Origin of the sequence: Martinezella lusitana, from assembly GCF_900094565.1 — a bacterium.
Lineage (GTDB): Bacteria > Pseudomonadota > Alphaproteobacteria > Rhizobiales > Rhizobiaceae > Rhizobium > Rhizobium lusitanum.
The window spans coordinates 38,228-51,959 of sequence record NZ_FMAF01000035.1 but is presented as its reverse complement, the minus strand read 5'-3'; the positions used below and the strand labels follow the sequence as shown (position 1 = coordinate 51,959).

The window sequence follows — 13,732 nt, the reverse complement described above, 5'->3', positions numbered from 1 at the left end:
CTGACGCCAGGCCAAGCGCATGATGGACGTTCGGCTGCCGATATGTTCGAGACTGTTCGGGCCGGAAATATCCTTCTGGCTGATCGTGCCTACGACAGCGACGCGTTGCGCCAAAACCTCAAAACCCGTGGCGCATGGGGATGTATTCGCCCTATGCCAAACAGGGTCAATATTCCCGTCTTCAGCCCATGGCTCTACAAACAGCGCAACGCGGTCGAGCGGTTCTTCAACAAACTCAAACACTTCAGAGCAGTCGCAACCCGATACGACAAACGCGACGACAACTTCCTCGCATCCGTCCAGCTAGCCTCAATTCGAATTTGGCTCCGATCTTATGAGTCGGTCACCTAGTGTGGAGCGGTCGATTTCGCGCGAGAAATCCGCCAATGTCGAAAGAAATGTCATTTGAACCGCGCTTTATGGCGGGCGACCAGCGGCGATTTTGCGCTTATTCTCAGCGACTTCGCCCTCTCCGGCCCTGCCGATTCTTTAAGGAGAATGACGTCGATGCCTTACAATTCGATAGGAGAATTGCCTCCTTCCGTTGGCGATCATCTGCCGATCCATGCTCAGGAAATTTATCGGGCAGCGTTCAACAATGCATGGGAGGAATATGCCGACCGCGGCAGGGTGCGGGAACAGATTGCACACCGTGTTGCTTGGGCAGCCGTCAAACGGCTTTACGTCAAACAGCGGGACGAGTGGATCCCCCGGGCCTGATGGGTATCGCTCCCATCATTCGTCTTCGGTTCCCTGATCTTCCTCAAAGTAAACCGATCCCTCATGTGGTCGCGGCAACAATGAGACTGTTCGGCCTCCGTGCAGAAACGAACCATGGTCACGCGTTTTGATCCACGTCAATGAAGGACTGCTTAGAAGAGCGTTCTCTAAAATTCCTGCGGGATCGAGCCAGATTAGGTGACGCGACGCAAGATGAAGCGCCCCTGACGCATCGACAGAGTCATGAACCTGTATTGGCAGTGACATTCGGCAGGCAGGATCTGCCGTCCTTTTGCTTTTGCGCCTTCGGGAGAACTTAAGGCGGAAGTGCAAGGATCGGTGGCGCCTGTAGGGATTTGTCCAACTCCAGGAGATGAGCCATGGCTGACGCCGTTACAAAACTGCCTATCCAGAAATCCTCTGTGCCCGCAAAAGCTGAACAATGGGCACCGTTTGAGACCCTGCGTCGAGAAATCGACCGCGTGTTCGACGGCTTCCGTCCGTTCGATTGGCGTCTGCCGTCGAAAATGCTCGATTTCGAAGTGCCCCGTATCTCCCGCGCCGAATGGCAGATCGCTCCAGCCATCGATCTCGTCGAGAAAGATGGCGGCTACGAGATCACGGCGGAGCTTCCCGGCCTTGATGAAAAAAACGTCGAGGTCAAACTTTCCAATCACACATTGACGATCACGGGAGAGAAGAGCGAGGAAAAGGAAGACAAGCGGAAGGATTACTATCTGTCCGAACGCCGCTACGGATCCTTCCAGCGCAGTTTCCAACTTCCTGAGGGCGTCGATGCCGACAAGATCGACGCCCAGTTCGCCAAGGGCGTGCTGACGGTCAAATTGCCAAAGACCGCCGAAGCAAAGAAGGCGGAAAAGAAGATTACCGTCAAGACGGCCTGATGTCCCGCGAGTCGCCTTCGGTGCGCCATCCGTTGTGGCGCACCATTGGTATGTCGGTTTCAGCATGTTCTGCGTATGCGGAAAGCGACCCGGATGAAGCGGTATCAAAAAAGGCGCTGATGGGAGCCCTCACGCTCGATCTCAATTTTATCAGTCTGTTCGTGATGCTCTTGCGGTTCACCGGTCAACGACGGGCATAGCGATTGATTTGGCACCAGGAGTGAACCACTGGGCAAGTGCTTCTGTTGCGCTGATGGCCGGCGACCGAGCCGTTGGCGCCGGTGCCGCAGCCAGCCTGCACTTCATGCAGTTTCCCGGCAAGAACAAGTCAGGAAATCCGTATTGGAAGAGCAATAATTTGATTCAAATCAACGTCATAGTACTCTGATTTTGCTTACTATTTGCAAAAATCAATCTGAAGAGCACTTAGGTTTCCGCGGGGTGCTTGGTGTCTTTCCGAACGCCCTTTCTTTATTTCTGATGGAGAGTAAAGATGAAGATATTAACGGCAATTGCGGTCTCTTCTATGGGCCTCGTCGGCCTGATGACCGGCAATAATGGCAGCGATGCGGTTACCAAGGGCCCGCGAATTACACACCTGGCCGTTATCTCCGCAGAGCGAATCCGAATTCAGCAATCGCGTGCACGGCTAGATGCCTTGCGTGGGGCTTTGCTCCAGCAGAAAGCCCGACTGCGCGCGAAATCCGCAAACGACGGCGTCGTGCTTCCGGTTTAAACGGGTGCGCCGTTCGTCGATTGCTTACAAGTCCAGAAGAGCTGAAAGGAGCAAGTCATGGACGATATCACCCTGAGACAAAACATTCTCGATGAACTTGAATTCGAACCGAGCATCGACGCTGCGAGCATCGGCGTCGCTGTCGACAATGGCATCGCAACCCTCACTGGCCATGTCAGCTCGTATTCCCAAAAGGAAACCGCCGAACGGGTCGTGAAGCGAGTGAAGGGCGTTCGCGGCATTGCCGAGGAGATCGAAATCAGGGTGTTCGGCACTTATGAAACGGAAGACGAAGACATCGCCAGCCGGGCCGTGAAAATGCTCGACTGGAATGTGTCCGTTCCGAAGGGCGCTGTCCAGGTCAAGGTCCAAAAAGGCTGGGTCACGCTCACAGGTAAAGTCGAATGGCAGTATCAGAAGAACGCTGCGGCTGATACCGTTCGCGACCTTGCTGGGGTGGTTGGTCTATCCAACATGGTCGAGATCACCCCACGCGTCAGTGCCAATGATGTGAAGAAGCGGATCGAGGACGCATTCAAACGGGACGCGGGACTCGAATCCCAACGCATCAGCGTTGAAGTTTCCGGCGGCAGCGTCACTCTCAAGGGTAAGGTTCATACCTGGTCGGAACGGACAGCGGCGGACCGTGCGGCCTGGTCCGTTCCGGGGATCAAGAACGTGATTGATCAAATCGCGGTCGGGTGATCTCATTCGACGAAGAAAGGGATTTGGTGCGACGTCAAACGTGTCGCACCAAATCTTCGATTCAAGTCCGCGGGCCTGCACAGACACCAGATACGAGCTGCGCCACCGATCCGGGCCGTCCTGGTCTACCACCGATCTTAACGGCCCATTGCTGCTCGTTGCGGATGAGGTTCCGTCCGCCAATTTTGACGCGGATCAATGTAGTTCTCTGCAATGCTGTTAGGTTTGGTTCGCTAGTTCAATAGGCGTTTGTATCGGCGTGCTCTGCTCGATCGCAGATTTGCAATATCTGGGCGATCGACAAAAGCCGCATTCCAATGAAGCGCGAGGCGAGCCCGAGGAGGCGACCCATGTCTCTACTATTGATAGTCCTGATCCTCTTTTTGCTGTTCGGCGGCGGCGGATACTATGGCTATAGTAGATATGGCGGAAGGGGATTGGGCGGTGTCGGTCTTCTGCTTATCGTCGTCCTGGTTATTTTGTTGTTTGGTGGACACATGGGACGCTTCTAAAGCAGCGATTTGTCCGGTTACGCGCCGTTTGCAAGTCGTGCCACGAATTGTCGGAGTGTCAGCTCACGGGCAAGAGAAGATCAGGCTGGATGCATCCCCACTGTTGCAGAAGCGGCTACATACCACCAGGGAGCCTCTGCGTTGCAAAAGCACAACCCGCCTCCACCAAGAAATGTCGAAGCGTCGGTCCGAGAGACGGCCCCAACAGCAGGTTTTCCGGTGGATCGCCGACGCGCGTTGGTCAGCCGCTTCTGGCGGAGTGCGTCGGGCTTCTGGCGAGGCCCAAAGGCCTTAACGGCATGGTTGCCGACTGCGGCTCTCTTAGCAAGCGTGTTGCTGCAATTGCTGATCCAATATCGCCTGAACTATTGGGGGCGCGATTTTTTTGACGCTTTTGGGCGTCGTGACAGCGCCGTCCTGAGAGCCCAGGCACTGCTTTTCTTGCCGCTTGCCGGTGCAAGCATTCTTGTTGCCGTTCTTGGTGTATGGTCGCAGATGACGACGCAGCGACGATGGCGTGCATGGCTGACACAGCATTTGATTGATCGTTGGCTCGCCAATGACCTGTTCCGAAAACTTCCATTTGCCGTCGGCGAGGATCAGAACGCTGAATATCGGATTGCGGAAGATGCCCGCGTTGCAACTGATGCCCCAGTCAGCATGGCAGTAGGCCTGCTGAAGGCGGTACTCAGTGCGGGAATCTTTATCGGCATACTTTGGAATGTCGGTGGCGACCTCGTCATCGGCGTCGTCGGACATGAATTGACGGTGCCCAAATATTTGGTCATCGCAGTTGCGACCTATTCGGCGCTTATGACTCTCGCCATGACCATCATCGGTCGTCGTATGGTGAAAATTATTGCCGGCAAGAACGCTGCCGAGGCGCAGTTTCGTTCGATTGGTTCGAATTTGCGTGAACGCGACACGGCGGCGGCGAGGTCGCAAGGAGAGATTCAACAGCAGCACTCGCTCAGTCTAGCGCTAGATGACGTAATAAATCGTTGGCGTGAGCTGTGCGCCCAGCTGATGCGTACGACCCTCGTATCTCAGGGAAACGTATTGCTCGCCCCGGTCATCGGCTGGGTCCTATGCGCTCCGAAGTATTTGGTTGGGACGATGTCACTGGGTGAGGTCGCCCAGGTGACCGCAGCGTTCGTTATTGTCCAGGCGGCGCTCAATTGGCTGGTCGACAACTATGCGAGTTTGGCGGACTGCCTTTCCTCGATCAATCGCGTCGCTTCGTTGCTCATGGTGCTTGATCAGCTTGATAGCGAAGGGCGCGATTAAGTTCGCCACGCAGTCGGCGTCACAGAAAGTCGAGTCAAGGCTCGGAAGCAACCCATTCCAACCATGTGTGGGTAATGGACTTAGTCCACGCCCAGTTGGCCACGGCTCCATCCCGTGTCCATTTTTTAACAGCGATGCTCAGGCATGTCCTTAAGCTGGTCCTTGGTCGAGGTCGTGACCGCATGGACCTCGCAATCCTCATCACCCATGAAGTCAAGGTCCGTCAACGGAACCGCAACCGGATTGGCGCCAATTCTGAGAAACCCGCCGACGTCGATGATCGCCTGGCTGCCGGCATCGTGGACGTGCCTGCAGCTTGCGGCCTTGTGCAGGATTTGAGGCTTCTTATCTTTTAACTAGTTCTACAGGCAATTCTGCAATGGATCGAATGGTGCCCAATATGCTGTCCGAAAGCTCAGTCGAGATACTGCCGCCTGTGCGCGAAGACACGCCCGGACCGGATAGGGTTACGTGCCTTTGCTGTCATAAAGCCCGATCGTTATCCAGCATGGATGACGATGGTTGCGGGATATGCGACGAGTGCCTCGCTCCATGACCGACGAAGTACTAGAGAACACTCCCGCGCCGGCCTCGACGCTCGCACGTTCTCTCGTCAAGTTGCCACACGGCTGTCTCGAGTCGCGACGAGCGAAAGCATTGGATCGTCGACCCGTATTGAGGGCGCGAAATTAAGGGACCGCGACGTCGAACGACTGCTCTCGAACCTCCGTCTCGGCTCGTTCACCAGCCGAGACGAACGGGAGGTCGCAGGCTATGCCGAGGTGATGGAAACGATCCTCTCCTCCTTCGACGCGATCCCGCTTAACGAAAATCACATCCCCCAACTCCATCTGCTCGCTCACTCGAGCCAAGCTTCGCCGCCCCGATCCATGCAACCCTGATCGAGGGCGAAGGCGAGGAAGGCTTCTCGCTCATCTGGTCCTGGCCGATCGGGGACTGATTGCATCGAAGGCCCCGCCGAAAGGCGAGCCTTCCCTTTTGGGGATCATTTGTTCAGTGCATCCTTGAGCGCCTCCGCAGGCGCAAATATCAGCTTCTTCGAAGCCCGGGATGGAGGTCTCAGCGTCGGAGCCGGCAGCTTCTGCAATTGCCTTGAACACGGCTTCGACGATGCCTTTGGCCTGGACCTTCGTCAGGCTGTTGTCGGCCGCGACGGAATCCCTGTCAGCTTGCGATGAGTTTATCATTGACGCGCTGCGAGGACGAATGCCGGATAGTCCGGATTTCCACAGCTGGTTTTGGTTTGTAGCCTCGATTTCGTTTTTTGCGGAGAAGCTCGAGGAACAGCTCAACAGCATGCTTCTCTTCATTGAAGACGTGCACCTTCTGCTGGCCGTGTGTCCCGATCCTCCCCCAACTGCGCACCAGCGACACTTCTCCAAAGAGTGTCGGCTGGACGGCAAGCGCATAGAACCGTGCCATATTCTTCTCCGGCTCGATACGCTCGATATAAAGGTGATAGGGTTGAACGATCATCTACGCAGAATCGCGCGTTCGGATTCCGGCGTCCAATCAGAGTTTTGAATCGTTCGATGCGCACGGATTCATTTTCGTGATCGCACGTTGCCGCCGACGCTGACTTGCCGCTGGTGGTGACGAAGACGGTATCTGGTGGGGCGCTAGTCATCGTCACTCACGTCGTTTCATGCGTTCGACGTTCCTATAAAATCGGCTCTCGCCGACAGATGCGTTCATATCTTTGCGTCGGAACCAGATAGCCCGCACCTGAGCGGCGGGTCGCCGGCCGTGAACACGATTTGTTCGTCGCCGCGCATGCGCAGAACCTCATGCGGAAGGATCAGTGGCCGACGCGTGAGCTGCTTCTGGCCTATGCGCGATGATGCCGACATCTGCGACGAACGGGGAGGCCCAAAGGTTTTCGTACAATCACAATATGCAGCCGTTATAGAGTTCCGCAGTGAACCAACTCGTTCTTCTGCTTGGCGCTGACTGGGCCACGCTCGAGACAAGGCAATGAAAGACTTTACTTTTCATGACAGTCGCAGGGTCACGACCAAAATGGCAAACTTGGTGGATTTTGCGCTGAACTCCACAATGTGCGTCGGTCAAGGCACGGCTAGATGCTCTGAAGATCTCTCCGACTGGTCGAAGCTACGAGCTGGAACGATCTGTCATGCTGTCGGATTGGAATCGAAAGTCATCATGGGCTCCTCAGGCGGGTTTCACCATGTCACGGGCATAGTCGAGTCCAATGCCATAACCGCCGCCGTGGTCAACAACGATGCTTCGTGCGGCCTCGTACGTGTCGTGCCTTGTCCAGTCCCGCTGCATCTCAAGCAGAAACTGCAGCCACGAAGTTATGATCGCGCCTGCCTGCTCCAATCGTCGAAGCGCTGCATCGTGGCTGGCCGACGTCAGGCCGCCGCATGCGTCGGCGACGACGTAAACCTTATAGCCATCGGCGAGCGCCGACAGCACGGGAAAGCTGACACAGGCCTCGGTCAGCAGCCCTGCGAAGACAAGCGTCTCGCGGCCTGTGGCGACGATTGCCGCCTTGGCCGCTTCGTCTTCCCAAAGATTCATATTGCGTCGCTCAATTGGGGTTATATCGGCTAATACGGCCCGCAGAGGCGGCATGAGCGGCCCGCTGTAGACCTTGGATGCAGACGTGCTGACGACGACGGGTATCGAAAAGGCTGTTGCCGTTCGCGCCAGGGCCACGGCGTTGCTGCGCAAAAGCTGCCGGTCCGCTGAACCGGCTGCAAAGGCAAGGCCTGCCTGTTCATCAACCAGGACCAGAGCGCAATCAGCGGGGGTGAGAAGCGGAATTTTGGCCATGACGGATCTCCGTGGGATTGTATAAGGCATGATGTCGAGCGGAGAATAAGATCAGAGCGTCTGCATTATCTTGTCGATTGCACTCGAGCTTGTCGGAATGCCCTCAGATCGGCCACGAACATGGTTGCGACCTGGTTGCTTGCGCGGTCGGTTTGGCCGGAGGTGGGAAGGAGCGCTCTCGTATCGGATCGCATCAGATGGTGATTGCGAGCGTGCCAGGAATGAACACTCGCAGAATGGCTGCCGGACGCTCGCGACAGCCTGATTGGAGAGGCTGGAGAGTGAATAGGGTTTCGCGCTCGATGGGCGAAATCGGCAGTGCTTTTCTCCAACGCCAGCGCAATCGTCCAATCTCGCTGCCAGCATTTTCTTTACGTCTTGCACTATGCGACTTGGCCCGGCTGAAGTTGCTTGGACGAATTTCCGGTGCCGTAGCTAAAGGCTAAGTCAAACTCGAGCCCACATGTCAGTTGAATCAACATACGAATTTCTAGTTCTTCTGCTGATGGCGACAATCGTGCTCGAGCTTATCGCTCGCCGTTTGCGTTTGCCGCCAGCGGCAGCGCTCATCGTCGGCGGCGTGGTTCTTGCGCTAATGCCAGGCGTTCCAACGATCAAGATCGATCCAGAAATGATCATGCTGATCTTCTTGCCGCCTCTCTTGATGAGCGGCGCCTATTTCACGGTCTGGCACGAGTTCAAGAAGCATTTCGCGGAGATAGCCTCACTGGCACTGGGCGCCGTTGTATTCACGACACTGACCGTCGGAACCGTCTTCCATCTCCTTTTGCCCCAATTGCCATGGGCCGTGGGGTTCTCATTGGGCGCAATCGTCTCGCCACCGGACGCCGTTGCCGCCGGAGCAGTTCTCGAGAGGCTCCGCCTTCCTAGCCGGATTTCGGCACTTCTCGAAGGCGAGAGCTTGGTCAACGACGCCAGCGGCCTCGTCCTGCTGCGGTTTGCCGTGGCCGCCGCCCTGACCGGGAGCTTCAGCATTCCCGAAGCCATCGGCGCCTTCACGTGGGTAACGGCCGGAGGGGTGATCATCGGCCTTGTTGTTGGTTTGGTAGGAGTTTGGGTAATCCGCAGGCTACGCGACAGCGAGCTGATCATTACGGCAACGCTTCTCCTGGCCGCGCTCTCTTATATTGGGGCTGAACGCCTTGATAGTTCGGGTGTTCTGTCGACCGTTACGACTGGGCTGATTCTGGGATTTCATCAGCATGAAACCTTTTCGGCTTCGACCCGGGTGCGAGCTCAAGCGTTCTGGAAGGCGCTGGTCTTTCTGCTGGAGTCCCTGCTTTTCATCCTGGTAGGCCTGTCGTTGCGAGGTGTGCTTGACCGAATAGGTGGTGCCGAGAAGGGTATCGGCGATCTAATCCTTCCGGTTTCCGCCGTCGTTCTGACAGTGATACTCGCGCGGTTTGCATGGTTGCTCGCAACAGGGACACTGAAACGCCTTTTGCTGCTTAGAGGTCACACGCGCGAAAAAACGTCCTCGCTGGCAACGGCCACGATTATCAGTTGGGCTGGGATGCGCGGTGTGGTGACGCTTACCGGGGCTTTGTCGCTTCCAGAACATACGCCCGGGAGAGACGTCGTCCTCATCGCGGCGTTTGCGGTCATCATAGTGACAGTGCTCGTGCAAGGCTCGACCCTTGCCCCTCTTGCAGCCTTGTTGCGAGTGGCTAGTCCCGACGAAGAACAGCATTTTCGGGAGAACGAAGCTTCGGCATGGAGACGCGTGGCGGAATCTCAGTATCACGCCATCCAAGAGTGCTCACGGAAAGAGGATGGTGGCGAAAAACATCCTCGGCTACTCGAACAATACCGGCATCGGGCTGAGGTTGCCGCTCAGTACGAAGCTGACCGTGACACACACGAAAGCATCAAAGTGGCCCACTTCAAGGCGGTTCTCGTCGCGCTTCAAGCTGGCCGCGCCGAAATTCTGCATATGCATAGGGCAGGCGAAATCCAAGACCGCGTAATGCGCGATCTCGAACATGAGCTGGATCTGCAGGAAATAGCCGCCGAGAACCGATTGTGATCCGCAGCGCGGCCGGTCGGTTATAAATCCGGGTCCCCGCTGCCTTCCCCTGGATGAGAGACATGCATTGATGCGGGTCGCTATTCCTTGATGTTGGACAGTTATTAAAGCCAGTTTTGCGGATTCGAGACCTTTGCGACCGTGGGCGTAAGATTGTACAAGATAATTTCATTGGTTGCGGTGAGGCTGGTTCTCACCGGGGTTGAAATCTGAGTTTCGGTGGGATGACCGTTGCGTACCTATGCGGTAGAGAATTATATGGTCTGTGGGGGCAATTGTTTTTTCGCGGGTCTCGCGAACCCGTGAAAGCGTCTTGGAGGAGCGGGATTGAGCCTGGCCTATCTTGAATTGAACACGCTAGGTCCGTATTTCGGCCTTCCAGAGGCCGCCTCGCTGAACACCGTGCCTGTCAGGTCTTCATCTATTTGCGTGACGAGAATCGCCAAGGATGTCGCTGACGGCGAGAGGCCGATTGTCTGCCTTCCCGTTTGCGATGCCTACTTCCTGATGGTGTACACCAAGGAGGCGCATCATTGCGATATCTTGCCGGATGGAACCAGGACGCTGCCCCGCAGATTTGAGCGAGGATCGGTCTGCCTTGTCGACCTCTCCGAAGGAGCATCCATCGTCTTACACGCAGACCTTCATTCCGCTACTTTTTTTCTGCCAAAGGCACTTATCCAAGAGGTCGGGGAATTATCCAGAGCGAGCCCGACAATCCAGCTGCGGTGTCGAAGGGGCGAGAGGGATCCGGTCTTAAGCAATCTCACCGACATCGTTCTCTCCCTCTTTGATCGACGGACTGCGTCGTGGGAGGCACTCCTGAAACACCTGGCAATTGCGATATGCTCTCATCTGATCGAGGACCTCATTGGGGAGACGGAGGCTGGCCTGGACGACGCGATCCTTCCCTATAATCGCGAAACCGCGGCAAAAGAATTCATGAGGAAAAACCTTGCGCGTGAATTGTCCGTCGCGGAAATCGCCGCCGCGGCTGGCCTCTCCGCTAATCATTTCTCACAGGGATTTAAGAAGGTGACCGGCGTCACGCCCCATCAATGGCTGATGCATGCGCGCGTGGAGGCCGCAAAGGAGCTGCTGCGCGGAAGCGAGGCATCACTGAAAATGATCGCGGACGCGTGTGGCTTCGTGGATCAAAGTCATTTTACCAAGGTCTTTTCCCGTGAAACCGGCGTAACGCCGGCAGTTTGGCGAGCCGGCTACATCAACTAGGGCTAACCAACCGGAACCGTTTTTTCGTAAAAAAATCGTTGGATTTTACCAGAGAAATACCGTAGCGTCGGGGTCGGTGAGGGTGGGTTTGCCGGAGTGGACATTGGAAAGAGAATCCGAAGGCGTAGATTCGCCTCGAATACCAGCTCCCAATCGATGGACGATGAAAGCGTCGGCCATCACCGTAACGCGCTTGAGTTACGACCGAGACGATCTCCCGATTGCTCCACCGAGCAAACGTGATGAAGCGGTGTCTGTCATTATCCAATTGACCGATTTCAAGATGCATCGGCTTTGGAAAAATAATGTGCTTATTTTCGAAGGCGGCCATCCGAAGGGCGCGATCGCGATCACCGATCTCAGAGACGAGTGGCAATGCCATCATCTCTCGCCATTCGATAACTTGCGATTCAACATACCCTTGTCATTTGTTCGCTCGTTCCTGGAGGATATCGGCCGTCCGCAATTCGACGGGTTCGATTGCAGGCCCGGCACGAAGGACGATGTTATTCTTGGCCTTGCCCAGGCTGTTTTGCCCTATCTGGTGCGCCGCCATCAGGCCAATCAACTATTTTTCGAGCAGATCAGTTTAGTGTTGTTGACGCATCTGACGCAGACCTATGGCAGCCAGTATTTTTCGACGAAGAAGAACGGTGTTCTCGCGCCATGGCAAGAGAAAAGAGTACTCGAATTCCTGACCACAAACGCCTTTGCACAAGTTTCGGTCACCGATCTTGCTCAGATATGCGGCTTGTCACGCAGCTATTTCATCAGGGCTTTTAAGGAAACATTCGGCAGAACGCCGTATCGCTGGGTGATGGAGTACCGCATTTCGAAGGCAAAAGATCTCCTGCTCTCCGATCTGTCAATTCCAGAGGTGGCAGTTGCATGCGGCTTTGCCGACCAGAGCCATATGACGCGTGCTTTTTCCGATATTGCCGGCCATCCGCCTGCAACGTGGCGGCGGCAGCACCGACCAAAATCAGTTGATAAGTCATCGTAAAAATTTCTGAATACGTTCGAGGCGGCGCCTCTGAATAGGCGCGAACACTTTTGCGCCCGAGATTTTACTGGCCCCCGCCAGCTTTTCAGTGTCGGGATCCGTGGACTCCGAAACAGTCCGAACATCCAAATCGTCCTTCTAAGCGACAAGAAGATTGTTGCGGCAGCGGGCATCATCCCCTCCGTCAACGCAATTTTGCTGAATGCCGACGCAGTTCAGCTCAACGCTTTTGAGGAAATACGATGACTGTAAATGCGACACCGACGCCGGGCTCGAAGCTTCTCACTCCGAAGGATCACACGCTGATCATGATCGATTTTCAGTCGCAGATGTCTTTTGCGACGAAAAGCATCGATGCTGTCAATCTGCGGAATAACGCGGCTCTCGTTGCCCACGGCGCCAAGGGCTTTGGCGTCCCCACAATTCTGACGACGGTCGCCGAAAAGAGCTTTTCTGGCCCAATGTTCTCCGAGATCACCGATGCTTTTCCCGAGCAGAAGCTCTTCGACCGCACGTCGATGAACACCTGGGAAGACGCTGAGGTTATTAGAGAAGTCAACCGTATCGGCAAGAAGCGCATCGTCCTCTGCGGCCTGTGGACCGGCGTCTGCATCGTCGGACCTGCACTGTCGGCTATCGAACAGGGCTTCGAAGTTTTCGTACTGGCGGATGCCTGCGGCGACGTATCCGACGAAGCTCACAATCGGGCCATGGACCGTATCGTTCAGGCAGGCGCACAGCCGATGACGTCGCTTCAGTATCTGCTCGAGCTGCAGCGCGACTGGGCACGCACCGAGACCTACGACATGACCACGGGTATTGCCAAGAAGTTCGGCGGTTCCTACGGCCTCGGCATCATCTACGCCAAGACCATGTTCGGCGCCTCCGAAGCTCATTGAGCGGAGCAACCTGCCGCGACTTCCGAAAATAACGTCGTCGCGGCCAAATCCCTGCCTTGCTCCGTGGTGCGATTTTTCTGCGCCACGGTACGCCCAATCCGTTGTCACTCAAACGCAAGGAGCGAACGATGAACGCTTCATCGTCGAATCGCGCCACCGTCGTCCTCGTGCATGGGGCATGGGCAGACGCATCCAGTTGGCGATCCGTCATCTCCCGCCTGCAGAAGCAGGATGCCTCTGTCGTTGCCGTCCAAAATCCGACGACGTCTCTATCGGCTGATGTCCAGGTCGTCCGCCATGCCTTGAACGGGATCGACGGACCCGTCGTTCTCGTCGGGCATAGCTGGGGAGGGACGGTCATTACCGAAGCGGGCAACGATCCCAAGGTGAAGGCTTTAGTCTATGTCGCCGCTTTCGCGCCGGATGTCGGCCAGTCGACGGGCGATCAGGTCGCTGCCTATCCGTCGCCTCCCGGCCTGGGGAAGATAAGTCTCGACCGTGGCGGCAGCTACATGATGAGCGTGGATGGCTGGATCAATGACGTCGCCCAGGATTTGCCCGAAGAAGAGGCGCGTGTCCTGGCTGCTGTCCAGCCGCCGCTTGGCGCTGGAACGTTTTCCGACAAGGTGACCGAGGCGGCCTGGTCCGATCGCAGGAACTGGTACGTTGTCTCGACCGAAGACCGCGCCGTCAGCGTCGAGCTTCAAAGGGCATTAGCCAAAAAGCTGAAAGCCCGCACAACAGAACTCAAAGCCAGCCATATGTCGTTGCTCTCTCAACCGGACGCGGTTGCCTCCGTCATTCTCGAGGTGGTTTCCGAGACATCCGCACGCTAGACGCCAACGCGCTAACCCCACAGGACAGA

Annotated in this window: 16 protein-coding genes and 3 pseudogenes; 15 read left to right on the top strand and 4 right to left on the bottom strand. The window is 56.2% G+C overall.

Annotation, left to right across the window (positions count from 1 at the left end; genetic code table 11):
* From GA0061101_RS34150 to GA0061101_RS34115, 9 genes are all read left to right on the top strand, one after another.
* Nucleotides 1-351 (top strand): transposase (locus GA0061101_RS34150; protein WP_208865040.1); only part of this gene is annotated, 351 nt, incomplete at its 5' end.
* 54 nt (nt 352-405) lie between these two features.
* Nucleotides 406-720: a ChaB family protein gene (locus GA0061101_RS34145; protein WP_342587933.1), complete on the top strand. Its 315-nt coding sequence runs from the start codon at nt 406-408 to the stop codon at nt 718-720.
* Between the two features lie 380 nt (nt 721-1,100).
* Nucleotides 1,101-1,625 (top strand): Hsp20/alpha crystallin family protein, encoded by a 525-nt coding sequence (locus tag GA0061101_RS34140; RefSeq protein WP_037200533.1) that lies wholly within the window; start codon nt 1,101-1,103, stop codon nt 1,623-1,625.
* The gene (locus GA0061101_RS39950) at nt 1,625-1,825 is read left to right on the top strand and encodes a hypothetical protein (RefSeq protein WP_092576819.1); all 201 of its coding nucleotides are present in this window, start codon (nt 1,625-1,627) and stop codon (nt 1,823-1,825) included. The genes GA0061101_RS34140 and GA0061101_RS39950 overlap by 1 nt, the downstream gene beginning before the upstream one ends.
* A 20-nt stretch (nt 1,826-1,845) precedes the next feature.
* Entirely contained in the window at nt 1,846-2,013 is a 168-nt protein-coding gene (locus GA0061101_RS39665) for a hypothetical protein (RefSeq protein WP_167669624.1), read from the top strand.
* Between the two features lie 105 nt (nt 2,014-2,118).
* Nucleotides 2,119-2,361 (top strand): hypothetical protein, encoded by a 243-nt coding sequence (locus GA0061101_RS34130; protein ID WP_092576817.1) that lies wholly within the window; start codon nt 2,119-2,121, stop codon nt 2,359-2,361.
* Nucleotides 2,362-2,418: 57 nt separating this feature from the next.
* On the top strand, nt 2,419-3,066 hold the full coding sequence (locus tag GA0061101_RS34125) for a BON domain-containing protein (protein ID WP_037200529.1): 648 nt from the start codon (nt 2,419-2,421) through the stop codon (nt 3,064-3,066).
* A 350-nt stretch (nt 3,067-3,416) separates the two neighbouring features.
* Nucleotides 3,417-3,578, top strand: coding sequence for a DUF3309 family protein (locus tag GA0061101_RS34120; RefSeq protein ID WP_092576814.1), 162 nt, complete (start codon nt 3,417-3,419; stop codon nt 3,576-3,578).
* A gap of 219 nt (nt 3,579-3,797) precedes the next feature.
* A complete protein-coding gene (locus tag GA0061101_RS34115) occupies nt 3,798-4,865 on the top strand; it encodes an SbmA/BacA-like family transporter (protein WP_037200527.1) in 1,068 nt (355 codons plus the stop codon).
* Between the two features lie 125 nt (nt 4,866-4,990).
* On the opposite strand, the pseudogene GA0061101_RS40565 reads toward GA0061101_RS34115, so the two are convergent.
* Nucleotides 4,991-5,176 (bottom strand): annotated as a pseudogene (locus GA0061101_RS40565) (PRC-barrel domain containing protein); the annotation flags it as partial.
* A 554-nt stretch (nt 5,177-5,730) separates the two neighbouring features.
* Here GA0061101_RS40565 and GA0061101_RS40560 point away from each other — a divergent pair.
* A pseudogene (locus GA0061101_RS40560) lies at nt 5,731-5,826 on the top strand (DUF736 domain-containing protein); the annotation flags it as partial.
* Nucleotides 5,827-6,050: 224 nt separating this feature from the next.
* Here the strand turns inward: GA0061101_RS40560 and GA0061101_RS34095 are convergent.
* The 3 genes and pseudogenes from GA0061101_RS34095 to GA0061101_RS34085 form a co-directional block, all read right to left on the bottom strand.
* A complete protein-coding gene (locus tag GA0061101_RS34095; protein WP_092576810.1) occupies nt 6,051-6,362 on the bottom strand; it encodes a WGR domain-containing protein in 312 nt (103 codons plus the stop codon).
* A gap of 153 nt (nt 6,363-6,515) precedes the next feature.
* Nucleotides 6,516-6,748: pseudogene (locus GA0061101_RS34090) on the bottom strand (type IV secretory system conjugative DNA transfer family protein); the annotation flags it as partial.
* 310 nt (nt 6,749-7,058) lie between these two features.
* On the bottom strand, nt 7,059-7,685 hold the full coding sequence (locus GA0061101_RS34085; RefSeq protein ID WP_037200521.1) for a hydrolase: 627 nt from the start codon (nt 7,683-7,685) through the stop codon (nt 7,059-7,061).
* A gap of 463 nt (nt 7,686-8,148) precedes the next feature.
* Here GA0061101_RS34085 and GA0061101_RS34080 point away from each other — a divergent pair, with 463 nt between their 5' ends.
* The 5 genes from GA0061101_RS34080 to GA0061101_RS34060 all read left to right on the top strand — a co-directional run bounded on the left by GA0061101_RS34080 (nt 8,149) and on the right by GA0061101_RS34060 (nt 13,703).
* On the top strand, nt 8,149-9,732 hold the full coding sequence (locus GA0061101_RS34080) for a Na+/H+ antiporter (protein ID WP_092576808.1): 1,584 nt from the start codon (nt 8,149-8,151) through the stop codon (nt 9,730-9,732).
* Between the two features lie 327 nt (nt 9,733-10,059).
* Nucleotides 10,060-10,965, top strand: a complete 906-nt coding sequence (locus tag GA0061101_RS34075) for an AraC family transcriptional regulator (RefSeq protein ID WP_092576805.1) — start codon at nt 10,060-10,062, stop codon at nt 10,963-10,965.
* Nucleotides 10,966-11,068: 103 nt separating this feature from the next.
* The gene (locus GA0061101_RS34070) at nt 11,069-11,968 is read left to right on the top strand and encodes a helix-turn-helix domain-containing protein (RefSeq protein ID WP_092576803.1); all 900 of its coding nucleotides are present in this window, start codon (nt 11,069-11,071) and stop codon (nt 11,966-11,968) included.
* 242 nt (nt 11,969-12,210) lie between these two features.
* Nucleotides 12,211-12,867, top strand: a complete 657-nt coding sequence (locus GA0061101_RS34065) for a hydrolase (protein ID WP_092576801.1) — start codon at nt 12,211-12,213, stop codon at nt 12,865-12,867.
* 128 nt (nt 12,868-12,995) lie between these two features.
* Complete coding sequence (locus tag GA0061101_RS34060) at nt 12,996-13,703, top strand: alpha/beta fold hydrolase (RefSeq protein ID WP_092576798.1); 708 nt, start codon at nt 12,996-12,998, stop codon at nt 13,701-13,703.
* Nucleotides 13,704-13,732: the final 29 nt, after the last annotated feature.